The organism is Flavobacterium sp. CSZ (genome assembly GCF_015350725.1).
Lineage (GTDB): Bacteria > Bacteroidota > Bacteroidia > Flavobacteriales > Flavobacteriaceae > Flavobacterium.
Genome location: NZ_JADKPQ010000001.1, coordinates 283266 through 309488 on the forward strand (window position 1 = coordinate 283266; position 26223 = coordinate 309488).

The window sequence follows — 26223 nt, forward strand, 5'->3', positions numbered from 1 at the left end:
TATTCTTTTCATTGACTAATTAACAAATGTAGTTACTACATTTATAAATATAAGCCAGTACCAACCAGTTTTTAAGTTTATCTACCAGTTATAGTCGAATTATTCTGTATGTTCAGATTTTAATGGGCCCTAATTATCAGAGAAACAAATGTTTTATAGTTTTTGAGAATGCCGTTATTGTGTATCCCAATTTCTTGTAGATTTGCGCCACCACATATTTTTCTGCTAAAGCAAAGGACTCAGAGGAAAAAAAATGGCTGCTTAAAGATGAAAAAATCAAGCTACTTTCGCTTATTATCAATTTAAAGAAAATGTCAAACATTCAAAACATAAAAAATACGCTCTTATATGGATCAACTGATTAGCTACTTTGTTGCAGGAACAGCTTTATTATTGGCCTTTTTAATTTTTGCCAATATTAATCCGGTTAGTACCAGAGTTAACAAATGGTTCGGTTGCTTTATTTTATGTATCTTTCTTATTCAGTTTAATGACTTACTAGAAAAAACTGAGTTTATGAAAACAAGAATGTTCATTAATGATTTTCTGGGCATAACAGATTTTATAGTAGCTCCTGTTTTCTACTTTAGTGTAATTTATTTTATTCAGCCCGATAAAAAATGGAGACGAAAAGATAATTTTCATTTTGGTTTTGCTTTTCTAATGCTGGTATTGCTTTTACTTTCGTTATTGATTGAGGTAAAACATCCGCCAACAGCAGCCGATAAAAAAAATACCGCTATCATCCTGACTGTTTTTAATCTGTTTTTTTGTGTTCAGGTCATTCCTTATTGTATCTCGGCTTACAGAAAAATTGCAGCCTATCAAAAGAATTTGTTTTTGTACACTTCGAATACAGCCACAATTAACTTAAAATGGCTACAAAAAGTAGTGATTTGTATACTGATCATAACAGGACTTTGGTTGATTGACAATGTCTTTAAATTAGCCAAAAACAATCCGTTATTTGACCATATTGCAAGTCTAATTTATCTAATAGGCATTTTTTATATTGCTTATTATTCTTTAAAACAAAAAGAAATTTCAGAACTTAATCAGCAGGAAAAAAAGGAAATCGATGTTATTATAAAAGAGAATTCAGGTGTAGAAAGCAACCAGAAAAAACGAATTTCTGATATTGATCTACAAGAAACAAAATCGGTTTTAATGGACGTAATGATCAATAAAAGACCTTTTTTGGATCCTGAATTGAGTTTATTCAAATTAGCTTCTCAATTGGATATCTCATCACATCAGCTTTCCTATGTGATCAATAAAGGTTTTAATGAAAACTTTTATCAGTTTGTGAATCGGTACCGAATCGAAGAAGCAAAAAAAATGATTCAGGATCCCAATATGCAGCATTTAAGTATTATTGGAATTGCTTTTGAAGTTGGTTTTAATTCTAAAACGGTTTTTAATACTACTTTTAAAAAGAGCACCGGCCTGACCCCATCTGAATTTAAAAAAGTAAATCTCGTTTTAGCATAAAATTATTCAATGCTATTTTATTTTTTTTAGATAAAAATCATGTAGAGTATAGTCTATTTTAAAATAGGTTCTGATTCATAAATCAGAACTTTTAAATGGTAAATGATGCTAATATTTGCATCGAATTTATCTTAAAAACTAAAAAACATTACCATGATCTTGAAGAAAGAAATACAAAAATTAAAGCTAAACCAAATCATCACAATTCGACTACTCCTTATTTTACTTGCCTTCACATCGGCCTGCTCTTCTATCTCCTGCTCAGACGATGATAAAAATAAAAATACAGAATATCCGGGAACTACAGTAGATTTAGGAACACATAAACTAATGGCATACTCGGTATCAAAACAATCAAAATACTTGGTTGTTTTTGAATCAGGTCACGGCAATGATCATACATCCTGGTACAGCACCGGAAAATCCTCTGAAATCTTATTTATATCTGATTATTTAGATTCAGATGTTTTATTATACGATAGAGCCGGTTATGGAAAATCAGGATTGAATACTGAATCCAGAGATATTAAAAAATTAAGAAGCGAACTTGAAACAGTTGTGAATCAATTTGCAAATGGCAGAAAAGTTGTGCTTGTAGGACATTCATTAGGAGGCTTGATTATTAGAGATTTTGCTATAAAAAACCCTGAAAAAGTGGCCGGATTAGTATTTGTTGATGCTTCGCACGAAAAGTACAATCATTATTCGCAAGACCAAATAAACCTCTTTTACAATAATTATAAAACAGCCTACGGTTCAAATTCAGGAATAGCATTAGAAACCCTGCAATTAATTGAAGATTTTAAATACACGGCAACATTGCCTAATTTACCTGACGTTCCCCTTATTGCTATTACAAGTATGAAAACGGATGCTGAACACAATTTGGCTGATAGACAGCTATGGTATGACTCTAAAGAATCTCTTAAGGCCGGGGTAACTGATTTTACACATATTACTACAACAAAATCCGGACATTTTATTCAGCTTGAAGAACCTAAACTTGTCATGGATAATATCAGGAAAATACTATCAAAACTTCCAATTTAAACACACTAAATCAGCATTTTATTTTGAGTTAAAGATTTTATATTGCGTTAGGTTCATTAAATGATTATGCGAATTATATAACAACAAACCATATGCATATAAAATAATGGTATTGTTTAAGTTGCATCTTTGACCTAACAAATTAACCTCCCTATTACTTCTGTAAAGTTTATTTTGCTAAGGCAAAAAATATCTTATATAAATAGTTCTGCAGTGTTCATTCCAAGGACTACTATTCTGTGTTTATTTATTTTTTAATTCAGTCTGAAGCTGAGAAAAATTTTGAGTAGACATAAAATGGAAGATTATGTTTATTATGGACGCCCGTCTGATATGTAATGTATCTGGCGGGTTTTTCATTTAAAATTCAAAATGAAGAAAGATAACTTTACGTAATTAAAGTTAATAAAAGCATAATTAAAAATTATTTTCTAACTTTCTATTTTTTAATAGGCTACATTTGACAAAATTAAATATTTAATATGCAAGAAGGTACAGTAAAATTCTTCAATGAAGAAAAAGGTTTCGGATTTATTACACCAAATAATGGAGGAAACGAAGTTTTTGTTCATGTTTCAGGTCTATCAGAAAACATTCGTGAAAACGATTCAGTTCGATATGACGTAGAAGAAGGCCGTAGAGGTCCAAACGCAGTAAACGTAATCATAGCATAACATATACTATAGAACTAGTTTATTAAGCACCTGTCTGACAGGTGCTTTTTTTATTTTACACCATTATGAAATCTTATTCTCATTGAGGTAAATGATTTCAAATTGAATGGATGAGATCAGGATTACTCCTGCTCTGCTGATATTGTTCTCCTGATAATTGTACAACTGTTTGCCCTAAACAGCATTATCAATTTCTTTACTGCCAACAATCAAAATATTATTCGTCTTTTTTAAAGATTTAAGTTTGGCCCTGCACAAACTGCTTCCTGAATCCTTTTTTCAAAAAATCAGATATTATCTATTAAATCCTATAAGAATTAAGGTTCATTTTATTAAAGTAAATATCGGAATGTTAAAGATGCTTATTGTTTAAGTATTTTCTTTAAACTCTAAACAAAACTATATGTTTTTTACTTAACTTCGTTAGTTCGCTATAATTCTTATGTATAATGTCCTTACCATTATAATTATGAAAAAGTTATTGGAATTGTGATATACTATAATGAATTCATGTAACAGGAAACTTTTAAAAACCAATAGCTTCGCAATAAAAACTATATCAATTAACCCTAACCACTATGTATCAAAATCCAAGGCTTTTACAAAATATAATTGACTCGATTCCGCTGCCCATTGGGGTATATATAGGAAATAATCTTAAAATTGAATTAGCTAATGCATCCATGATCAAGACCTGGGGCAAAGGAAATGATGTACTTGGAAAAACCTATCTTGATGTTGTTCCGGAAATTGAAAAACAACAAATTTTAGATCAGGCATTAGGCGTACTAAAAACCGGAATTGCTTTTCATGCCAAATGCAAAAAAGTAGATCTGGTAATAGAGGGAACCATGATGGAGCATTACTTCAACTATAGTTTTATTCCTTTGTTTGATGATAAGGGACAAGTTTATGGGGTTCTCAACACTGGTACTGATATAACCGATTTACAACTGGCAAAAGAAGAAATACAAAATTCGACTGAAAGGCTTACCATGGCTATCGATACCTCAGGAATAGGAAGTTATGAAATAGACCTTGCTACAAAAAAAATTAAAACCTCAGGTAATTTCAATGCTATGTGCAATATTGAAAACGAAGTAACCAATGAAGATTTAATTGCAAAACTTCATCCGGATGATCTGCCTGCACGCGAAAAAGCGCATCAGGAAGCTGCAATAAGCGGAAAAATATGCTACGAAGCGCGCATTGTAAATGAGGACCAATCAGCGCGATGGACCAAAATTAATGGTAAGATTATAAAGGATAAAGAAGGTAATTCAAAAACTATAATTGGAATTATTCAGGATATCCATGAACAGAAAGAATTTGAAGAAGAATTAAAAAAACAGGTTACCTATCGTACAGATGAATTAACGCGATCTAATAATGATCTTATGCAGTTTGCCAGCGTAGTCAGTCATGATTTGAGAGAGCCATTACGTAAAATTAAAATTTTCAATACTCTTTTAAAAAATAATGTCGAAAGTGATGTTAATGAAAAATCCAGAAAATACATTCATAAGGTCAGTCAGTCTGCTCAAAGGATGGAAAATATCATAGAGGGAATTTTAACCTATTCTACTTTAGATAAAACGCTGCAGATTATTGACACCATAGATCTCAATGAAGTTATTGAAAATATCAAAATAGACCTTGAACTGGTAATAAAAGAAAAAGATGCTATTTTAGTAACTTGCGATCTTCCTGAAATAGAAGGAGCGCCTATTTTAATCAGCCAGCTTTTCTATAATTTGATACAAAATGCCTTGAAATTCTCAAAAGCAGATCAGCCTCCAAGAGTTATTATCACCAGCGCTCTTGTAAATAGTGATGGCGTCGATGCAGTGCAGATCACAATCAAAGATAATGGCATTGGTCTTGATGCTGAATATGCCGAAAGAATATTTACAGCTTTTGAAAGACTGCATTCTAAAGATCATTATGAAGGCAATGGTCTTGGACTTGCGCTGTGCAGAAAAATCGCAAAAAGACACAACGGAAAAATCAGCGCTACCGGAGAAAAAGACAATGGGGCTGAATTCACTGTTACTCTTCCTTTAAGACAAACAGTAGAAACTATATAAAGTTGCTGTTTTTCTGTTTTTAATTTCGAACAAGATGCCGTTGATGAATATTAGATTCTCAATTAAGCATAATTTCCAATATATTGATTAAAACAGTAAGCTGTTTAGAACAAACCATTCAATAAAATAGAGGCTGCTTCAAAATTTTTTGAAACAGCCTCCTATATTTTGTAAAGACAACTCTAAATCAACTTTCTAGTATAAATAATTCAGAGCTGTAACATCGTTAGCGTTAAAAGCTCCTGTTTCGTTTGAACCGAAACATGCTCTCATATAAGAAGTTGCGTCATACCCTGAAGGTGTTCCCGGTATTTGGATTGCTCCTACACCTGCTGTTCCCTCGTTTGAATTTTGTCCACAACTTTGACGGCTGAACCAGTCTGTATGACGTAAACCAATACAGTGGCCAATTTCGTGTGCCGCTACGTGCGCGTTTACACCTGTAGAATAAGTATCTAATCCTGAATATAATGTCACTGAATTATAAGGATTTCCTCCAGAAGGGAAACCTGCTACTCCACCGGCAGATCCGGTCTGTCTTCTTACCACAATGTTTGCTCCCGAAGTATTTGAACTAAAGGTCAATGTAAAGTTGATAGACAATCCTAAACTATTGTATCTGTTTACAGCTGCCTGCAATCCGGCACGCATATTTGTAGTAAGAGCTGTTGTACCAGTCCCTGACAATCCAACCACTTTAATAGTTTTTGGAGCTGTTACTAAATTTGTAGTACGATATTGTTCTGTGGTAATACCTCCGTGAAGATCCATATTCTTTAATTGTTCTTCAGTCACGATAATATCTCCTTCTATCAGGAATGCATCCTCTGTAGTACCATCTAATTTTGTGTTCTTAATCACCTGCACATCTGATGTATTTAGTGAAAGTGAACTCAATTTATTTAACACTTCTGGTGTTACTTTAAGTGATTCTTGATTTGATTGATCTGCAACATCTTCTTTGTTACAAGACACAATTGTTAGCGCTATAAATGACAGGGCTAAAAGTGATTTAATTTTTTTCATAATAGGTTTAAATTTGGTTGTTAAAATAAGTTGATAAATTTGGGTCTTCACAAAATATTCATAATATTCACGACCAAATTTAGATATTTTTAGTATTAAAATACTTATTATTTATAATTTTAACACTATTTACCCGATAATCGCATAAAACCATTATTGATAATTATCCTACAACTCCTCTAAGCCCAACAAAATCAGTAATTCAATACAAATCAGCCTATTATAAATTATAATGAGATTATTTTCAGTTTTGTTTATGATGTATTAAAAAATGATTTTATTATTTTTTGTACTTAAAAAGAGAACATTCGTGATCAGAATTTTGAAGATTTTAAATGAAATAAAAACTCATAATTTTATTACAAATATTTTAATAACTTTGACTTACCTACAACAGAGAAATATTTTAGATCGAAATCATTAATCGAAAGTTTCATCTTTAATTTTTCTCAATTTAAGAAGTAATAAAGCGTTGCCAAAGTCAATTTTTATAAGATTGACCGTTAATATTTACAATTGCCCCCAAATCTATAGTAAATGAAGAAACAAATTACTTTTCTCCTTTTTATGATAACGACAATCAGTCTCTCACAGAGTTCTGACAAATGGAAACAATACATAAAAAAAGAAAACGAAATAAAATTGGAGAAATACTATTTTACAACTTTAGAAAATGCGCATCGCAACCAATATAAGATTGTAAAAAAACTGGATACTACTTTTTGTATTGTCGAAAATGAAAGCTTAAGATCAAATCTTTCATCAAAAAAAACTTTCGCCGTTAATCCTTTATGGAAATTACCATCCAATTTTTCAAATCATACCGAAGACAAGCAGTATATAATCGCAACTGATGCAATCGAAGTGTTACTTACTGATTTGAAATCAATGAATATTTCTGACATCAGGATAGTAGACAACCATCTTGTATTGATAAAAAGTGATTCTAAAAAAATTCTTGATGAAATTATAGCTTTAGAAAGTGTTTCTTCTATTTCGCAGGAAGCATTACAGCCCAAGGTTGAATCGAAAATAGCAGATCAAAATTTTACGATCAATTCTATCAATAAAACCAATACTAATTTTCCTCTTTTAACTGGCGAAAATCAAATTGTAGCGATTAAAGATGATCTTTTTGATGTGAATGATATTGATCTGTTAAATAAACACATTCCCTCTACAATTGAATCCTCTATTGTCTCCAGCCACGCTACAGCCATGGCCACTATAGTTTCCGGATTAGGAAATACTTCTGCATTAGGAAAAGGAGTCGCTCAAAAGGCTAAGCTGCTCTCATCTGACTTTTTGAATATTTATCCTGATGAAGTAGCCACTTTACAAGGTGCTGCTACTCAAAATCATTCGTACGGAACAGAAATTGAAAATTTATATGGTTCGCTGGCTAATGCTTATGATTCTCAATTATTCTCAAACCCTGATTTAACTCATTGTTTTTCTTCTGGAAATACTGGACTTCAGGGTTATAAATCTATTACGGGTAACTTCAAGCAATCCAAAAATAGTATTGTAGTGGGGTGTATTGACCAAAACGAATTAATTATGCCTTTTTCATCCAAAGGTCCAGCCTATGACGGCCGTATAAAACCAGAGTTAGTAGCTTTTAGCACACAAGGAACTTCAAATTCTACCGCAATAGCTACAGGAATTATTACGCTTATGAAACAGCATTATAAAACCTTAAACAATACCTCTTTGTCTAATGCGATGACAAAAGCCATTTTAATTAATAGCGCTAAAGATTTGGGTAAAAAAGGTCCGGATTTTACCTATGGTTATGGAAATATCAATGCTGATAAAAGTTTAAAAACGATCAGCGAAAACAGATTTATAGCTGGTAATTTGACATCTGGTCAGAACAAATCACATATTATTACGCTTCCGCTAAAGGCAAAAAACTTAAAAATCACATTAGTCTGGAACGATTTGCCTGCTGCAATCAATAGTAATATAAGTTTGGTAAACGATTTGGATCTGGAAGTTATTTCGGCTGATAATACCACTTTTTTACCCTGGATTCTTAATCCTGATGCTCCTGATCAACAAGCTACAAGAGGAAAAGATAAAATTAACAATGTAGAGCAAGTAACCATCGAAAATCCCGCATCCGGATCTTATACTATAAACGTTATCGGTGCATACGTATCGAATACAGCTCAGCAATACAGTATTGCTTACGAATATGAACTGGAAAATCAATTCGAATGGAATTACCCTGTTGCTAATGATAATTTCCCTTATGATGGCAAAACGATTTCCCCTTTCAAATGGAATTCTTCCTTTTCTGGTATCACGGGCCAATTGTCTATAAGTTATAATAATGGGCAAAGTTGGGAGATTATCGCAGACGGTATCAATCTGGATAATGACCAATTTACTTATATGCCTGCAAAGCAAAAATTTTCGAAAGCAAAATTAAAGATGGCCATTGCAAATACTGATTATATCTCTGATCAATTTACAATTTCTTATGATTTAAATATCAGTACTAGTTTAGTTTGTGATGGTACTACAGAAATTAATTGGGACAGACCTGCCGATGTTGCTTCATTTAATATTTATCAACTAACAGGAGATAATTTAGAATTTAAAGAACAAACAACAAAAACAACTTATGCCTATACTGATGCGAAAATTTATACTATTTCTCCAGTATTTGATAGTAATGAAGGAATAAAAAGTGAATCAACATTGCCCTATACTCAAAACTCCAATTGCTATTTCGAGTTGGCTTTTGCAGAAGTTTTTGAGGAAAATAAAGTAAAAATTGATGCCAGTCTTTTCAGTTTGTACAATATCAAAAGAATTGAGCTCGTAAAAATAATTAATAATGTCGAAAGTGTTATTAGCACAATAAATGACATCGATTCAAAAACATTCTCTTTTTTAGATACTGCCCCCATAAAGGGCACCAATAAATATAAAATAAATATAGTTTTACAAAACAATACTATAATAAGCTCTATAATTCTTGATGCTAATTATTTAGGCAATGATTTGTTTTTTGTGCACCCTACACTATTAAGCAAAAATGAAGAATTAAATATCGAAGCCAAAAAAGAGGAAAACGCTATTTTCTATTTGTATAGTATAAACGGACAAAATACTATTACTTCTCCTTTGCTTTCTAAAACCAATGATATCAATCTAAAAAATACTGCTGCAGGAATTTATATCTACAAAATAATTACCAACTCAGGCGAAATTCAAACAGGGAAAATTGCTGTTTTTTAAGATGTTGTTATTTCTCGTAAGTTGAAGGTTCTAAAATCTAAAGGAGAAATACTAGTATGTTTTTTAAAATATTTTACAAAGTAAGAATCATCATCAAAACCAAGATGATATCCTATTTTATTGATATTGTAATTAGTATCAAGAAGCAATCTTTGAGCTTCTGCAATAATCCTTTCGTGAATCATCTCAGAAGGGCTTTTATCTAGCAACTGACTCGTTAAGTCTGATAATGTTCTGGACGATATTTGCAAAAGCCCTGCGTAATCAGATATCTTAATTCTTTTTTTATAATTTTCCTCTATAAGATTAACAAATTTTATTAATTGAAGCTGCTTTTTATCCTCAGGTAAAATCTGACGCCCATCAATTGTATTCGATTTTCTCCATCTGTACTGCACCTGAATCAAAAATACTTTGAGATAACACTTTAAAAGTTCTTCATGACTGGATTCATGTTTATCTGCTATTTCATTTTTTATCAGTTTTAAATATTCATCTAAAATAAAAGTATCATCTGAATTAAGCGTCCAGGAGGGGTGTTTCTGATTGTTAAACAAGCTCTGTTTGAAGAAAAATTCTATATCACTATTATTCTGAATCAGAAACTCTTCATTAAACTGAATTAACACTCCTTTATAATCGGTATTCCTGTCAAAATAATGAATATCATTTTTGCTCAAAAAAAATAGAGTATTTTCGTCAATATCATATGCTTTAAAATTAACAAAATACCTGCCGCTTCCTTTTTTAAACCAAATGATCTGGTAATGGTTTTCGGCATGAGCTTTCCTCCTTTTTTTATCATATTTTTTTAAATAATTATCAATTTCATGCACAGAAAATCTTGGCACGTTATGCTGATATTGATTCAGATGATATTCAGCAACATTAGTGGGAGTGTCATTATTTATTTGCATTTGCTGCTATTAATAAATTTATAATTCAAAGATGAAGAAAGTCTCAGATGGTATAATTAAAGGTTCTCACTCTTAACTTGTATTACAACTTTACCTTTTGCACGACCACTTTCTACATATTCCAGCGCCTCATTTGTTTGTTCAAAAGCAAATACTTTATCTACTACAGGTTTAATAACATCAGCTTCAATCAGATTAGTGATTTCCTGCAGCTGGCTTCCTTCTGCCCTCATAAATAAAAAACTAAACTCAACCTGCTTTTTTTGAGACTTGCTTCTTGTGCTAAAACTAATCAGTGATATAATCATTTTAATATACCAAGGCAACCCCAAATCCTTCGCAAATTCAGGTGTTGGAGGCCCTGAAATAGAAATAATTTTACCGCCTCGTTTTAAAATGTTTAATGATTTTTCAAGTGTTTTTTGGTCCTGACTGTTTACTACAACATCATACTCTTTAAGTACATGTTCAAAATCATGTGTTTTGTAATCGATCAGTACATCAGCGCCCAGGTTTTTAAGTAATTCAAAACTTTTATTGCTGGCTGTTGTGGCAACAAGCGCGCCTAAGTGTTTTGCCAACTGTATCGCTATGGTTCCCACACCGCCCGAACCTGCCTGTATAAATACTTTCTGCCCCTTTTTTAAATGCACACGCTCCACCAATGCCTGCCATGCCGTCAGTGCTACCAGCGGGATAGAGGCTGCTTCGTTCATCGAAATGTTTTTGGGTTTAAATGCCACATCTTTTTCATTTACGGCGACGTATTGCGCAAAGGTTCCTACGTGGTAATCTGCAGGACGTGAATATACTTCGTCACCAACTTTAAATTTCGTGACATTTTTACCCACTTTGGTAACGATACCGGCCACATCATGACCAAGGATCATAGGCAGTTTATAAGGAAGCATCAATTTAAATTCTCCTTTTTTAATTTTTGAATCCAGAACATTAACGCCCGCTGAATAGACCTCAATCAAAACATCATTGTTATCCACAACAGGATTTGGAACATCTGCAAGCTGAAGAACTCCTTTGGTATATTTATTTATGATAAATGCTTTCATGTTAGTTTTTTAAAAGTTGATAACTTTTCTTCGGATTAATTAATTTATAAGCCATTTTCGGGAAAAACCTGTTGATTACGTTAAATAGTTTTGCGTCGCCAACACGTATTGTATAATGTTCTTTTCGAAGCCCGGCGATAAGGCCTTTTACCATTTCTTCAACAGATATTTTTTTATCTTTTCGGTCTGCAGTCATTTCTGTAGCAACAAGCGGCGGGATCAGTTCAAATATTTTTACGTTACTGCCAATGATCTTTAAATGTTCGCGTAGCGATATCGTGTAAAAAGCTAAGGCTGATTTAGAAGAAGAATAAGTAGCCTCTAGCAGCGACGGACTCTGACTAAGTATTGATGTAGTATTTATTATCGCTGCTTCTTTTCGTGATTTCAGCATGTCCATAAAAATATTATTCAGTCTTACTACTCCCAGATAATTCACTTCCATTTCGTAGGCAGCACCATCAGTATTTGTGTCATTAGCAATACCTAAATTTGAAGGTGGTACAAGTACAGCGGCGTTGTTATACAAAATATCGATACCGCCCAATTCCTTTACTTTATTGAAAAGAAATTTCGCATCTTCTTTATTGGCTATATCACTTTGGATTGTTATAATAGCAGGATTTGCTTTTTTAGCAGCATCCAGTTTGGCCTGATTCCTTCCGGTAACGATTACTTTCGCACCAATCGCTAAAAACTGTTTGGCGGCTTCAAGCCCAATTCCGGATGCTCCGCCGGTTATCAATATTGTTTTATCTTGTACGTTCATTATTATTTATTTAAAGAGTTATTATTTTTATTTTTTTTACATTTTAGACTTTTTAGTCTATTTTAAAATATACTTTTTGGTCTATTTTTAATCAAAAAAAAATTATATGATGTATTGTTCTAATTCAGATTTTAAGCTTTTGATAAGTCCCTGCATTGGTTTTGCTGTACCCATAACTCTGCACATTACAATACCTCCTTCAACTGATGCTACTAATTTAAAAGCAAAGACAGCAGGATCAAGTTTAGCGGAAAACTCCCCAATATTAATTCCTTCCTGAAGTACCCCCGCTAACTCCTGTTGACCGCTTTTAAATACTTTGGCAACTTTCTCTTTTATAAGAGGATAATTATCATCTGCTTCTACGGCAGTATTAAGTATGGGGCAACCCCCGGAAATATAAGTTTCAATTGGGTCTTTATAAAAATCTAAAAATGCAAACACTTTACCTTTAATTGTTTTTGCCTGATAAACCGCTGTTCTAATTCGGTCTGAAACCATTTTCAACGACAAATCAATAACCTGCTCTGATAAATCTTCTTTATTTTCAAAATGACCGTAAAGGCAGCCCTTTGTAAGTTTTGTAGCTTCGAGAATATCATCAATATTCACCCCTGAAATACCTTTTTCATTATAAAGAGGTACCGCAGTTTCCAGTATAAATTGTTTTGTTCTTTCAGCCTTACTAAGCATTGTTCATTAATTAGACTACAAATATACTAAAAAGTATATTTTAAAATAAAAATTAATAATAAATTATGTTTTATTTGTTTTAAATTTTAAAAAATCCCCGGAGAAAGAATTACTGTAAAAAAAATACACGTTCTACCCTTTTCAAAATTTCTCCGCACTGTACATTTACATATAGAAAATCAGAATCTTAATTATTTAAATACTACACATTTTTTTACCTCTTTATTTAATAAAAACATTTTTTAAACACCAAAAAAATACACAAATAGCATATGTAAGATTTTTACATACCTAAAATCGTACTTTTTTACTCCCCTTTCAAGTTGTTATTATTCAACTTTGCTGTATCAATTATAACGCACTGTTTTTTAACCGCTTATACATTGATAAATTACTATCCATATTTTACTAACCATTAATTAATTATTAACCTTAAAGTTTTTACAAATGAAAAAAATCTTCAAATTAACAAGTTTGCTATTTATTATGGCATTAGTGTTTAATTCCTGCGAAAAGGAACAAGAGTTAAATGAGCCCCAAGCCGTTAGCAAAGAAGCACCACAAATTGCTAATGACGCAACGCAAAACACTAACAAAGCTGCTGCTGTTTTAGCAGGTGGCGGTGCCGGTGCCAGAACGATTACATTGCAAACAAATACACTATCGTGTCCGGGTGGTTTGTGTACATCCTACGGCGTTTGGTCGGGCGGTGTTTACACTGTTTGGTTCCAGATGAAATTTAATTCCGGATTTTATTGGAGCAGAGGCGGTAAATGCGGATATGGTATCCTAATTGGTGATCAGAACACTGGTGGCGATCCGGGATGGGATGGCAATGGCGGTAGTGCCCGATTTATGTGGTATTGTCCAAACGGATCAAACAGTGCCAAAGGAAGCGGCGCTTACCTTCAACCCTACGTTTATTATAAAGATCAGCCGGGACAATTTGGTAATGATTTTGGAAAAAAATACTTCATACAAGAAGGCGTTACATACAACTGTCAAATCTCAGTTAAGTTAAATACCGGATCAAATACTGACGGATATGTGAAATATTATGTAAATGGTACAGAGCTGTTAAACCAAACCATTCGTTGGGTAACTAACGATTCTAAGCGAAATGTAAATGCAGTAAGTCTCCATACCTTCCGTGGCGGTAGTCAGGAATACTGGAAAGCTCCGGTAACAAGTTCTATTTATTATCCTAGCGCTTCTTGGGACGCTCAATAAATAGTTTTTAAAAAGTCAAAAACTGAAAATCCCATTTCTTACTAAATGGGATTTTCTTATTGTTTTCTAAAGTTTTTTTGAGCTTCAATCGTTTACATGCTGCTCTGTATGCTATAATCGTTGCTGCTCTTCGGTCTGCCCTTCTTTCTTTTTGTTGACCAGATTCTGATTTCCAAAATTATAACGAAATCCTAGTCTAAAACTCTGGGTATCGCCATACGACTTAAAGTAATTGTACTGGTCTGCATAATTGGTAACAACTTTTTCTTGTTCTCCGCGATAAATATCCGAAAAGATGGCATATACTTCTCCATTCCCTTTCCATATTTTCTTGCGAATAGACGCAGAAAGGTTCGAGGTTTGACTGATAACAAAAGTTCCCTGTACGGATGATGAATTGTATTGAAAGTTAAGTTCTCCGGTTAAGTCTTTCTTTTTGTTGATTACAAAACGATTGCTGATGCTGGCATTATAAGTAGGTTTTCCGTTTTTATAGAAACTCCCATCCCTGCCCTGAAAACTATCTTCGACATAACTTAATCCTGCCTGAATCCCAGATTCCCAGAAATCATACAAAGTAAGGTTGGTATTAAATTCCAGTCCAAAAGCAAAATCTTCTTTGATATTTGTAAAATGATAAACCAGCATGTTGGTTTCATAATCCTGATAAGAAATTTCCATTGAAGGATTTTTCTCCAGACGGTAAAAAAGATCAAAATTGTATTTATTTTTCAGTGTATAAAGTAAATTGACATTGTGGCTAATGGTAGGTAACAACTTTGGATCTCCCACAAAATAGGAGTAAGAATTATAATAAGAGCGAAATGGATTTAACCTGCTGTATTGCGGGCGCGTAATTCGCTTGCCGTACGAAATACCAATCTCATGACCTTCTGATGGCTTGTAAAGTCCGTAAAACGTTGGAAAAAGCTTAAAATAATGCTGTTCATTAATTTCAGAAGTAGTAACCGAGTTTCCTTCCAAACTTGTATATTCTCCGCGTAAGCCTGCTTTAAGGCTCCATTTTCCGAATTCCTTGCTATAACTCGTGTAACCCGCGAATATAGACTCGTCATAAAGAAAAAGACTGGTTCTACTGGGATTGTTCACGAAATCGCCATTGATTTCGTCTTTATAATCGAGATTGCTTTGGGCTTTTACATTTCCGAATTTCAAACCTGCTTCCAGCGTACCGTTTTTTTCATTCGAATAATCGGTCTGGGCTGAAAAAAGCTCAATATCCTGTGCATTATCACTAATAAATCGCGTAGTTCGATAAGGACTTTCCTCGGGAAGCGAAAATGCTGAAACAATATCCTGACGTTCCTGACGCCAATATTGGGTATAATCTGCTGTTACCGACACTTTTTCTTTTACGTTAAACGAATGATCAAAAGAAATATTATAGGCATTATTTCGTAACGGATTTCTGCGGTTGTTTCGGGTAATATATAACGAATCCAGAGCACCATTCGAACCATAAATAAATGTTGGCACTGTAAAATCTCCCTGTTGCTTAGGTGTTACTAATCCGGTACCTCCCGCGGAGATGGTATTAAGCGAATCAATTTCATACGAAGCCTGAAGACGGTAAGAATGTTGTTCCAGCGACTTTGACTTACGTATCATAATGCTTTCCCAGCGGGAATCGATCGAACCATCTTCTTTTAAATAATGGACAACATCTGTCCCTTCATTGACATATACACCAGAACCAAGGCCATATCTTCCGGCAAGGGACAATTTTTCTCCTTTATAAAACTGATTTACAGATGCAATTCCTTTTGGGTATTTGGATTGTACATAGGCAGTATTTACAGAGCCTTTATAGCCTAATGATAAATTCTTTTTTAGTTTAATGTTTAAAACGGCACTTCCCTGCGCTTCGTATTTTGCAGGCGGATTAGTGATGACTTCTATCGATTTTACTTCCTCACCGCTTGTGCCTTCTAAAAACTGCTTTAATTCTTCGCCACTAAGATAAACCTTCTTATCGTTGATGGTTACGAGTATACTCTGACTGCCGCGAATACTTATTCCTCCTCCGGAACTGGTCATTACTCCCGGGGTTTTACTTAGAATTTCCCAGGCATTGTTTGATGAAAGCGATGAGTTTTCTACCGAAAATTCCAGCCTGTCAGTCAATCGCTTTACAATAGGTCTGGTTGAAGTAACTGTAACCCCCTCAAGATTGTTCGAAATTTCTTTTAAAGAAAGTACGCCCAGAATTGTATCTTTTTGAATAGTGATCTTTTTGTAATACTCTTCAAAACCCATTGCTTTCATTTTTAGCAGGTAATCGCCTTTTACTATACCGCCAAAACGAAATTCTCCGGACTCATTGGTTTGTTCTGTCTTATAACTAACAGAATCGTTTGCCTGCAAAAGCAAGACATCTGCGAAAGGCACGGCCTGATGAGAGCCGTCGACTACCTTTCCAGACAGGGAAACTTCTTGCGCATAACCTGCAAAAGAACCCCACAACAGTAACATGATTAATTTTTTCATTGATGATTTATTTGATGCAAATCTCTGTAAATCATTTTCCGAAAATGGTTAACACAGGGTTAAGGAAGGGTTAAACACCATAAGATAAAACCATATTGTAAATACAAAAAAGCTTTTAGCAAAGACTTTTCAGTTTTCATGGGGACTGGCTTAATTTATCAAATAGTAATTGGGTTAAAGTACGGTTAACGGTCTTGTTTTTAATCTGAAAAAGCTTAAAATATAATAGCTTTGTATCTACAAAAACAAACTGATTTCTTGTACGGATCAAAACATTCAAAAACAGATGAAAAGAAAAATAACGCTTTTAATTGGTGCCTGTATCTTTACAGTAATAGCTCTGGCCACAATTCAAGGCTATTTTATCTACAATACTTATAAATTATATGAAAGAGAAATAAATACCTCTATCAAAAAACAAATCGCCCGTTTGGAAGATACAGAAGAATGGGAAAAAATAAACGATACCTGGTCCATACATTCAAAAAAGTATGCAAAAGAATATGCAAAAGGAGATATAACCAAGCCAACTTTTACTAAATACCTTTCTATCAAAAGAGATTCGCTTTCGAAAGCCATGAAGACCTATATGAAAAAGATGGCGCAGCCTGAAGATTATGATATTGACTATTCTATTTATCTTAATTCAATAACAGTAATAAAGGGTGGAAAAAAAAATAATTTGTTTGATGGAAAAATGCTAATATTAGCCAATGACACCTTAAAAAAGAACAAAATTCTTTCTTCTATGGGGCGTTGGGAAACTAAAGATAGTAATGACGAACTTATACTGGTTGTAAAAAGTAACCGTTACTATAGTTTTGATGAATTGCAGCAAATCATTATTTCTAAAATGGCGGGGTTATTACTCTTTTCAGTACTATTAATGGCCTTTGTCGTTTTCTTATACTATATGTCGCTCAAAAATCTTATCTCCCAAAAGCGAATTGCCGATATCAAAACGGACTTTGTAAATAATATTACACATGAATTTCAAACGCCGCTTGCTACGATGGATATTGCAATAAAAACGCTGCAGCGAAAAGACAAACAAATGAGCCCGGAACATTATAATAATACGCTCGCTATGGTTGCAAGGCAAAATGAAAGACTGCAAAAATTATTTCGTCAGGTAACAGAAGCCTCTGTGGCGCCCATTGCCAATAAAGACAGTATTCAGGTGACCAGCGAAGAAATAAAGGATATGATTGACGATTTTAAGCTTTATAAACCCGATATCACGATTGAACTCACAAGCCAAAAAGAAGCTTTTATCATTTCAATGGATCGTTTTCACCTTAATACTATTCTGATCAATCTTTTGGACAATGCCGTAAAATATGGTGCCAATAAAATTGTGACAGATTTAAAAATAACAGCCGGAAACTTTATTCTTTCTGTAAAAGACAACGGAAAAGGAATCCCTGTTAAAGAGCAGGCCTCTATTTTTGATAAATTTTACAGGGTCGAAAAAGGAAATATTCACAATAGTAAAGGACTTGGTCTTGGCTTATTTTATATTAAGCAGTTGGTACAAACTTATGGCGGTACAATAAACGTTGAAAGTGAGGAAAATAAAGGTTCTCTATTCACAATAACAATTCCTGTATGAAACATCATATTTTATTAGCTGAAGACGATTTTGACTATGCTTCTATATTAAAGCAATATCTTGAATTTTCAGGCTTTAATGTAACCTGGGCAAAAGATGGCAAGGAAGCTTTGAAAATTTTTTCGGCTACCCAACCGGATATCTGCATTCTGGATGTCATGATGCCTCACATGGATGGCTTTACGCTGGCTGAAAATATTATTGACAAATATCCTGAAGCACCTTTTATCTTTTTAACAGCGAAAAGCTTTAAAGAAGATAAAATAAAAGGACTACGCCTTGGTGCCGATGATTATGTAGTAAAACCTTTTGAAGTCGAGGAATTGATTTTGCGGATTCAGAATATCCTGAAACGAAGTCAAAAACCCCTTGCAGACAATACCACAAAAACTATGGTATTTTCTATTGGCAGCTATGTTTTTGATGGCGAAAATTACACCCTTTCTCATGAAAAAATTACACACCGGATTACCGAAAAGGATGCGCACCTGATTCGGTTTTTATATGCCAATAAAAACAAACTGGTCAAACGCGAAGATATTTTAAAAGAAATCTGGGGCAATGATGACTTCTTTTCAGGACGAAGCATGGATGTTTTTATCAGCCGCCTTCGAAAATATTTTAGCGAAGACCCAGACATTTCTATTCCCAGCGTAAGAGGTTTGGGATTTAAATTTAATACTAAAAACGAATAAAAATTTAAAACTTCTCATTATGAAAATCATTTTATTTTTGACCTTGCTAATTTGGAACACTTTAGCGCAGGCACAAACAGCAGAAGCTACTTCGGGAAATACAACAGCCGTTGCAAAAGCTCCGTCCAGACAAACAAAAACCACGAAATCCTCAGTATCTGTTTCTATTTCTAATTCAGATAATTACTATTCTTTATCGGCGAATTTTGATGCTTCGAAAAGCAAAAAGCTGGAGAAATTATTGTCTGACAACTTAGACCACAATATTTTATCTACTGATTCTGGAAGCAAAATTTGGAAAAAAGACAACGAAGGTCAGACGGCGTATTCTTTTGTATTAAGGGATGGGAAATTAAAAGCAAGTATTGACAAAGAATTAGTTTCTAATGAAACCTTCGAGAAATTAAAAGCCCTGGGTGAAAAAATTTCTGATACTCTTTCAAAAGATTAAACTTTGTTTTTAGATTAATACTTGAAACATTAGTTTTATCTTAAGAAGGAACTTAACGCACAAATCCTCAATATTAAAAATCCTGTTTCTAAACGAAATGGGATTTTTTACTTTTTATAAATCCCTGATAATTAAAGAACTCTTACTTAAAATTCTATAAGAACAAATAATCCTGTTGTTCTTAATTTTGAATTAGCCATAAGATCTGATATACAGTACCTAATCTTATGGCAGCGATAAGAATCTGAATTAATACATTTTAAACACACTGATATGATAACAGACGACAACAAAAATTACCATCCGGGAGATCGTAATTTAATGCAGGATTTACAAAATCAGTTGCAACCTGAAAACTTTAATAGTGAAGATAACCATGATCTAAATCAGGACTCTCAGGAGGAAGAGGAGACCAATAATCCGGAAGAGAACTTCGATGAAAATTACAGCGAATCTGAAAATTTTGCAACCGATTAATTTTCGAAAATAAGTAAAAAACAAAACGCGTAATCTTAAGATATTTAATTATAAAAACATACAAAATGGGAACTCAATCAGCATCTGACAGCATAGCCAATGTCTCAACATTGGAGAGAATATTAATGATTACCAGCGGATCTTACCTTTTATACAAAGGACTTTCGCAGGAAAATAAAAGTATCGCTAAAATCAGTTCCGGCGGCGCAATGCTTGCCAGAGGGATTAGCGGGTACTGCCCGGTTTACAGTGCGGTAGATCATTTAAAAAACGACAAACCTTCGAATGTGAACATCAGAACAAGCGCCGTAATCAACAAACCCATCAGTGAAGTATATGCTTTTTGGCGCAATCTGGAAAATCTGCCTAAATTCATGAATCACTTAGAATCGGTTAAAACAATAAGCGAAACTAAATCTGAGTGGACTGCAAAAGGTCCGGGAGGTATTGGAAAGCTTACATGGAACGCAGAAATCATCAAAGATCAAAAAGAAAAACTTCTAAGCTGGCAATCTCTTGCAGATGCTTCGGTTAAAAACTTCGGAAAAGTAATCTTTAAAGCCAACGGAAAAAATACAGAAATAGACATAACTATTTCATATCGCGCCCCACTAGGATTGGCGGGTGAAGGTGCAGCGAAACTGCTCAACCCTTATTTTGAGAAAATCGTAAACAATGATATCAAAAACCTTAAGTTGTATCTCGAATCATAATACCAAAGTTTGGTTTCAGACTTTTATATAAAGCCTTTTAGATTAAATTCTAAAAGGCTTTTTGCTACTATAATAACACATTATATTCTAATGGATTGTAAATGTGTAATCTTCGTTCACCAATCCCCTGCTTCATTAAAAAATAAATACTACAAAACGGATTTAGAAACAATATTGGTAAAAATAATAGCAATCTGTATTTTTAATTCCAAAATACTAAAACGTTTTATTAAATTTGCCTTATCAGTTTCAAATTAATTATCCCAGAGCTAAACTACTCAGCAAACCACTTTATAAACTTTTGATATAAAAACTTCTTTTTTATATCAAGTTAAATTTGCATATTCGTAATAAATACCATTTGGAATGAACGACTACTTAATTGGGATAGGAAAAAGAATAAAGGATATTAGGAAAAAGAACAAAAAAACAATCAGCACAGTAGCGAATGCAGCTAATGTGAGTAATGGTTTGATATCCCGAATTGAAAATGGAAGAACCATACCATCGCTTCCTGTTTTATTGAATATTATCAATGCCTTAGAAATTGAGGTTTCTGATTTCTTTGAAGGAATGCCAAAACCTACCGGAGAAAACTATATTGTTTCCCGCGCTGAAGATAATTCTATTATAGAAAAGGAAGACGATGCAAAAGGATTTACCTATCAGTATATTTTTGGAAAACAGCTTTCATCCATTGGTTTTGAAGCCGTTTTACTGGAAGTAAAACCCGATTCTAAAAGGGAAAAAGTCGAAACCGATGCTTTTGAATACAAGTATATGCTCTCTGGAGAATGTGTTTATATTATTGGAGATGATGAAGTATTAATAAAAGAAGGTGACTCGATATTTTTTGACGGAAGGATTCCCCATGTTCCTATAAACCGAAGTCAAACAACCGCTAAGATGTTGGTTTTATATTTCTTTTTTAATACACAAACAGAATAAATTCTAACTTTTTTAAGTTCTTTTTTTATAGCTTGAATTATTAATAAAAAACTTTGCATATCTGCGCCTTTGCGCGCAAGTTTCTCGCTGTTAAAAAAAGTTTTATGATTTAATCTCTCAAAGACGCTAAGTCGCAAAGTTTTTGAATTAGATTCTTTTTGAGTTAGCAATTCTTTATCGAAGTCAATAAAAAATCTTCTTAAAATTTGTTGCTTTTTTATTTACTCTCTCTCCTAATTCTTTTTTAAAACAAAAAACTCCTCCTCATCAAGGGTAACAAGGAGGAGCAAAAAAACAACAACTTATTTCTACAAGAGTATCGCTCTTAATTCTGTCAAACTATTCAATATAATAGTAGGATTTGCATCCTGGATTTGTTCTCTGGTTTGTGCGCCTGTCAAAACTCCTGCCGTCATACCGCAATTGGCACTTTTTCCTTCTTCAATATCAATAGCAGAATCGCCTACTTTCAGTACTTTTTCAGGATCTTTTATTCCGGTAATTTCCATCGCTTTCAAAATCATATCTCCGTCAGGACGTCCATTTTCAACGTCATCAGATGTTACCATAGCATCAATAGTTTCGCCTACTGACCACCCTAATTTTGTAAGCAAATTATTGGCGGTAATACAATCATATCCCGTATTTAAAACAACTTTGATGTTATTATTTCTTAAATCATTAAACAGCGTTTCTGTACCTTCAAAGCTTTTTACAGCTAAATTGGCATAAGCCGTTTCCAGTGCAGGCTTAAAATTAGAAAATGCTTTTTGAGCTGTTGCTTCAACAGTATCAGAATCAGTACAATTTGTTAGAACATCAAAAATCGCCTGGTATTTTTCCTTACCGGCTCCGTAATTCAAAACTTCGTTTAATGATACGGCATAACCTTCATCATTAATTACTTTTTGAACTGTTTTATACACTACATTTCCTTCATCTACAGTTGTTCCGGCCATATCAAATACTACCAGTTGTATTTCTTGCTTCATTCTTATTTATTAAAGATTTTAATTATATTTTCTTTTGAAAAACCGGCACTTCCGGTCATTCCCTTTCCTCCTATTCCTGTTATAATATGAATGTTTTCGCCTATTGTATGTTCAAAAACATCTTTGGTCTTACACTGAGAATACATACCAAACCATCTGTTTTGAATTTCATAAGTAGGCAAATCGATAATTTTTTTGGCTTCTTCGATCATGAAATTGTCAATATCCATATCAAGATTAAAACCTAAATCATCGATATTTTCTGCCGATTCATATTGATGTGAATCTCCTAAAATAACCGATCCGTCTGCTGCTTGTTTAAAGAGAATATGTACACCCCATTTTTTTTCTAAAGAGTTGGGATCTTCTTTCGATTTAATATCTTTAAAAGAAGCACATTCATAAAAAGATTCATAACGCCTGATAGACAATCCTGTCAAAATTGATCCGTCTAGTTTATAATTCTTCTGAGGCTTGGTTTGCAGCATTTGTAATTTTGAAACCTCCAGATCACTTTTAGAAAACACTTCAGGATATAAGTTTTTAAAGTCATTGCCGTTGCAAATAATTACTTTTTTGGCAAAATAATTATCCTTTGATGCGCTTTCTAAAACAACTCCATTCGGTAAATTCTCACAATTTAAAATCGTTGTATTGGTGATTAATTTTAACCCCAAATGCTTACTCATATATTCCTGAAGCCTGTAGATCATTGTTCTGGGCTCGACCGTAACTTCTTCCGGAAAAAACAATCCTGCTTTTACATAAGCAGCATTTAATCCCGGATATTTATCCAGGCATTCTTTTTTATTGAATAAAACCGAAGCATAATTATTGGCTTTATTAATCTGAGCCAACTCTTCGATAAGCTGTACTTCCTCATCATTTGAAGCCAAATAAACCGAGCCGTTTTGTCTGACAGAAATATCAAACTGACTTTGTATTTCTTTATAAATCGCCAAACTTTCTCTACCGTAAGTTTGCCATTTCGAATCCATTCCGGAAGGTACTACCTGCCCAAAGTTTTGAATTGTAGCGCTTTTAGGCATTTTGTCTTTTTCGATAACGGCAACTTTCATTCCTGCTTTTAAGGCATGATAGGCATGAAAAGTTCCCAGAATACCGCCGCCGACAACGATTAAATCATATTGTGTTTTCATTTAAAACGAATTGATAATTTATATTTTGTTTTTTAATTTTCTTCTTTTTTCTGTTTAGGTAAATCATAGAACTTACCGTTACAAGGATTCCCATAATAGCAATTAAGTACGCGCCATCCATAAAAAAATCTAACCAGGACAAATTGGGCTGCCCAAAGTTTTTGTACAACAGTACGGCAACACTTCCTAAATATCCAAAGGCATCGGCGATGTAAATAAAAAATCCTGCGTTTCCTTTAATTTTAAAAGCTGCTATAAAGCGATCGAAAAACAAACAATTAAAAGGAACATAACAAATGTATAAACCAAAGCCCGACACCACCATCCAGCTAAACGGACTAATATTTTGCGTATGAAATAAAAATGTAGAAACACCAATAGAGGCTGAACCCACTAAAAGCAATATTTGATAAAAGAATAATGCTTTCATATTGTCTCTAAAATAGAATGCCGCTCCTAAAACCAACAATACAATAAAAGCCACTATAACTTCTGAACTGGTATAAACTCCTATATCATCTTTATAACCAATACTATCCCATAATTCGCGGGCAAAATTATCCCTGAAATCCCTGAAAGCAGTGAGATAGGTATAAAACAAAACCCAAATCGTGATAGGAAATAAATACTGCAACAAGACCTTTTTTCTATCTTTATTCGTCATTGGTATACGCTCTGAACGTAAAGCAATATCTTCTGCCGATGGTTTTGGAATTCTTTCTAACATCCAGGCAAAAAACAATAAAGGTCCCACAAATAAAAGACCTGTAATGGCCGGCATCCAAAACTCAGAAAAATGCAAAGAATCCATCACAAAAAAACCGGCTGATTTTACTACTCCGCTCGAAACAATAAAACTCGTACTTAGGGTAACGCCTAATATTTCGGTAAATTTTCTTCCTTCGAGATACGAAAAAACAATTCCCCAAATCATTCCTAACGGCACTCCGTTAAGAAACATAAATAGTATATTATACGGTTTTGGGACTAAAGCAAAAAGTAACAAAGCGATTTCCGCAATGCCTATTAAACCCAACAAATAAAATATTCTTTGGTTTGCTTTAAGTTCTGAAATTATTTTGATACCTATGAACTTAGAAATCACATAACCAATTACCTGAGCAATTATTAAAAGTATTTTGTAATCAATATGAAAGACTTCTAAACCTTCGAAAGTGGCCACTGTAAAAGGCTTTCTAAAAGCATACATACAAAAATATACCCCAAAAGAAGCCACAGACGCATTCAAAACAAAAGGTATATTTGACTTTTTACGCTCCATTTTAATTATTTTTTAAGGATTTCTAATGGCTGCCCTTTCATTTGAGTATCCTTTGCAGTATTAAAAAACTGCAATATCGTTGGCGCAATTTGATTACTGTAAAGCTGTTCTTTTGCTGTTGCTTCTCCAATTGCCTGAACACCATTCCCAAACACAACTAACCAAACCTGATCTGCTCCGTTTACTTGAGAACCATGATCCCTCCATTGTTCTAATGGTTCAGTTCCGCGGCCGTGATCTGTCGAAATAATAAAAATAGTATTGTCTTTATAAAAAGAATCCTTTTGGGTAAATTTCCATAAGTCCCCGATTAATCCGTCGGCAGCATTTGCTGATTTTAAATACGCCTGATAATTGCCATCATGTGCAAAATCATCTGTTTCTCCGTAAGAGATATAAACCAATTCCGGATGTTCTCTTTTCATGTATTCTAATGCATAATTTGATGTAAAAGCATCAAATCGAACAGAATCCCAAGGTGAAGGCACTTTTGGCTGCAGCTCATTTAAAAATACTTCCCCATCTGAAAGCTTATTTCCTTTTACCGTTTCAAAACCGGCATTTACAGGTATTCCAGAACGTTCTTCATTAATAATAAACGGAAAAACATCCCAACTCCCAAAAGCAGCAACTTTACCTTTATATTTAGAAAGCATATTGATTTTCTCTAAAACTGTAGTATTAGGATTGTTGAATTTATCATTACTATTAATTTGTTTATCATCAGCCGATCCGGTCAAAATCTCATTGTAACCCGGATAAGAAAACCACATTGTATTGGTCAGGTTTACATTACTGCCTAAGGTTCTGTTACCATGCAATTGTCCCATTTTGGTAACCTGATTCCAGAAAAAAGGCATTAAAGCAGATCTTCTTTCCTGAGGCGTGTTTCTCCAAAATTTTTCTTTTACTGCTGTGGTATCTTCTGCATACTTTTTTATAATTAACTTGCTGTCAGCTCCGCTAAATAATTCCTGCCAGCGAAAACCATCTAAAGTAATGAGTACTATTTTGGGATTCTTTACCGCTTTTTTTTGCTGTGCTTCTGCTCGTAAAACACTAAAAACACATAATGCTGTTACAATTAGTTTTTTCATTTTATTTATTTTTTAATCGTTAAATCATTTTC

Annotated in this window: 22 protein-coding genes; 12 read left to right on the plus strand and 10 right to left on the minus strand. The window is 33.6% G+C overall.

Translation table 11 applies throughout. The features are described 5' to 3' along the window. The first annotated feature begins 348 nt into the window (after positions 1 to 348). The 4 genes from IRZ78_RS01210 (at position 349) to IRZ78_RS01225 (ending at position 5302) form a co-directional block, all read left to right on the plus strand. The gene (locus tag IRZ78_RS01210; protein WP_194614779.1) at positions 349 to 1491 is read left to right on the plus strand and encodes a helix-turn-helix domain-containing protein; all 1143 of its coding nucleotides are present in this window, start codon (positions 349 to 351) and stop codon (positions 1489 to 1491) included. 159 nt (positions 1492 to 1650) lie between these two features. Next, the gene (locus IRZ78_RS01215) at positions 1651 to 2541 is read left to right on the plus strand and encodes an alpha/beta hydrolase (RefSeq protein ID WP_228520317.1); all 891 of its coding nucleotides are present in this window, start codon (positions 1651 to 1653) and stop codon (positions 2539 to 2541) included. Positions 2542 to 3023: 482 nt separating this feature from the next. Beyond that, the gene (locus IRZ78_RS01220) at positions 3024 to 3215 is read left to right on the plus strand and encodes a cold-shock protein (protein WP_194614781.1); all 192 of its coding nucleotides are present in this window, start codon (positions 3024 to 3026) and stop codon (positions 3213 to 3215) included. Positions 3216 to 3793: 578 nt separating this feature from the next. Continuing rightward, positions 3794 to 5302 carry an ATP-binding protein gene (locus IRZ78_RS01225; RefSeq protein ID WP_194614782.1) on the plus strand — a complete coding sequence of 503 codons (1509 nt, stop codon included), beginning with the start codon at positions 3794 to 3796 and terminating at the stop codon, positions 5300 to 5302. A 195-nt stretch (positions 5303 to 5497) separates the two neighbouring features. Here IRZ78_RS01225 and IRZ78_RS01230 read toward each other — a convergent pair whose 3' ends face one another. Next, the gene (locus tag IRZ78_RS01230; protein WP_194614783.1) at positions 5498 to 6328 is read right to left on the minus strand and encodes a M57 family metalloprotease; all 831 of its coding nucleotides are present in this window, start codon (positions 6326 to 6328) and stop codon (positions 5498 to 5500) included. 537 nt (positions 6329 to 6865) lie between these two features. On the opposite strand from IRZ78_RS01230, the gene IRZ78_RS01235 reads away from it, so the two are divergent. Then, a complete protein-coding gene (locus IRZ78_RS01235; RefSeq protein ID WP_194614784.1) occupies positions 6866 to 9580 on the plus strand; it encodes a S8 family serine peptidase in 2715 nt (904 codons plus the stop codon). On the opposite strand, the gene IRZ78_RS01240 is transcribed toward IRZ78_RS01235, so the two are convergent. From IRZ78_RS01240 to IRZ78_RS01255, 4 genes are all read right to left on the minus strand, one after another. Then, the gene (locus IRZ78_RS01240) at positions 9577 to 10497 is read right to left on the minus strand and encodes an AraC family transcriptional regulator (protein WP_194614785.1); all 921 of its coding nucleotides are present in this window, start codon (positions 10495 to 10497) and stop codon (positions 9577 to 9579) included. The genes IRZ78_RS01235 and IRZ78_RS01240 overlap by 4 nt on opposite strands. 56 nt (positions 10498 to 10553) lie before the next feature. Beyond that, positions 10554 to 11564: an NADP-dependent oxidoreductase gene (locus IRZ78_RS01245; RefSeq protein ID WP_194614786.1), complete on the minus strand. Its 1011-nt coding sequence runs from the start codon at positions 11562 to 11564 to the stop codon at positions 10554 to 10556. Between the two features lies 1 nt (position 11565). After that, entirely contained in the window at positions 11566 to 12333 is a 768-nt protein-coding gene (locus IRZ78_RS01250) for an SDR family NAD(P)-dependent oxidoreductase (protein WP_194614787.1), read from the minus strand. 102 nt (positions 12334 to 12435) lie between these two features. Beyond that, a complete protein-coding gene (locus tag IRZ78_RS01255; protein WP_194614788.1) occupies positions 12436 to 13026 on the minus strand; it encodes a TetR/AcrR family transcriptional regulator in 591 nt (196 codons plus the stop codon). A 447-nt stretch (positions 13027 to 13473) separates the two neighbouring features. On the opposite strand from IRZ78_RS01255, the gene IRZ78_RS01260 reads away from it, so the two are divergent. Next, positions 13474 to 14256: a polysaccharide lyase gene (locus tag IRZ78_RS01260; RefSeq protein WP_194614789.1), complete on the plus strand. Its 783-nt coding sequence runs from the start codon at positions 13474 to 13476 to the stop codon at positions 14254 to 14256. A gap of 111 nt (positions 14257 to 14367) precedes the next feature. Here the strand turns inward: IRZ78_RS01260 and IRZ78_RS01265 are convergent, their stop codons facing one another. Further along, positions 14368 to 16764, minus strand: coding sequence for an outer membrane beta-barrel family protein (locus IRZ78_RS01265; protein ID WP_194614790.1), 2397 nt, complete (start codon positions 16762 to 16764; stop codon positions 14368 to 14370). A gap of 286 nt (positions 16765 to 17050) precedes the next feature. Here IRZ78_RS01265 and IRZ78_RS01270 point away from each other — a divergent pair, with 286 nt between their 5' ends. From IRZ78_RS01270 to IRZ78_RS01295, 6 genes are all read left to right on the plus strand, one after another. Continuing rightward, complete coding sequence (locus IRZ78_RS01270; RefSeq protein ID WP_194614791.1) at positions 17051 to 18376, plus strand: HAMP domain-containing sensor histidine kinase; 1326 nt, start codon at positions 17051 to 17053, stop codon at positions 18374 to 18376. After that, on the plus strand, positions 18373 to 19071 hold the full coding sequence (locus IRZ78_RS01275) for a response regulator transcription factor (RefSeq protein WP_194614792.1): 699 nt from the start codon (positions 18373 to 18375) through the stop codon (positions 19069 to 19071). Before IRZ78_RS01270 ends, IRZ78_RS01275 begins: the two co-directional genes overlap by 4 nt. Before the next feature lie 19 nt (positions 19072 to 19090). After that, a complete protein-coding gene (locus tag IRZ78_RS01280) occupies positions 19091 to 19522 on the plus strand; it encodes a hypothetical protein (protein WP_194614793.1) in 432 nt (143 codons plus the stop codon). Positions 19523 to 19795: 273 nt separating this feature from the next. Beyond that, positions 19796 to 19999 (plus strand): hypothetical protein, encoded by a 204-nt coding sequence (locus IRZ78_RS01285; protein WP_194614794.1) that lies wholly within the window; start codon positions 19796 to 19798, stop codon positions 19997 to 19999. A 65-nt stretch (positions 20000 to 20064) separates the two neighbouring features. Next, positions 20065 to 20712 (plus strand): SRPBCC family protein, encoded by a 648-nt coding sequence (locus tag IRZ78_RS01290; RefSeq protein WP_194614795.1) that lies wholly within the window; start codon positions 20065 to 20067, stop codon positions 20710 to 20712. 366 nt (positions 20713 to 21078) lie between these two features. Beyond that, positions 21079 to 21660: an XRE family transcriptional regulator gene (locus IRZ78_RS01295; protein ID WP_194614796.1), complete on the plus strand. Its 582-nt coding sequence runs from the start codon at positions 21079 to 21081 to the stop codon at positions 21658 to 21660. A 308-nt stretch (positions 21661 to 21968) separates the two neighbouring features. On the opposite strand, the gene IRZ78_RS01300 is transcribed toward IRZ78_RS01295, so the two are convergent. From IRZ78_RS01300 to IRZ78_RS01315, 4 genes are read right to left on the minus strand one after another with little or no spacing between them, the layout of a single operon-like run. Next, entirely contained in the window at positions 21969 to 22652 is a 684-nt protein-coding gene (locus IRZ78_RS01300) for a phosphonatase-like hydrolase (RefSeq protein WP_194614797.1), read from the minus strand. Between the two features lie 2 nt (positions 22653 to 22654). After that, the gene (locus tag IRZ78_RS01305; RefSeq protein ID WP_194614798.1) at positions 22655 to 23812 is read right to left on the minus strand and encodes a TIGR03364 family FAD-dependent oxidoreductase; all 1158 of its coding nucleotides are present in this window, start codon (positions 23810 to 23812) and stop codon (positions 22655 to 22657) included. Then, the gene (locus tag IRZ78_RS01310; protein ID WP_194614799.1) at positions 23796 to 25094 is read right to left on the minus strand and encodes a DUF5690 family protein; all 1299 of its coding nucleotides are present in this window, start codon (positions 25092 to 25094) and stop codon (positions 23796 to 23798) included. Before IRZ78_RS01310 ends, IRZ78_RS01305 begins: the two co-directional genes overlap by 17 nt. Before the next feature lie 5 nt (positions 25095 to 25099). Continuing rightward, entirely contained in the window at positions 25100 to 26191 is a 1092-nt protein-coding gene (locus IRZ78_RS01315) for an alkaline phosphatase family protein (RefSeq protein WP_194614800.1), read from the minus strand. Between the last annotated feature and the right edge of the window lie 32 nt (positions 26192 to 26223).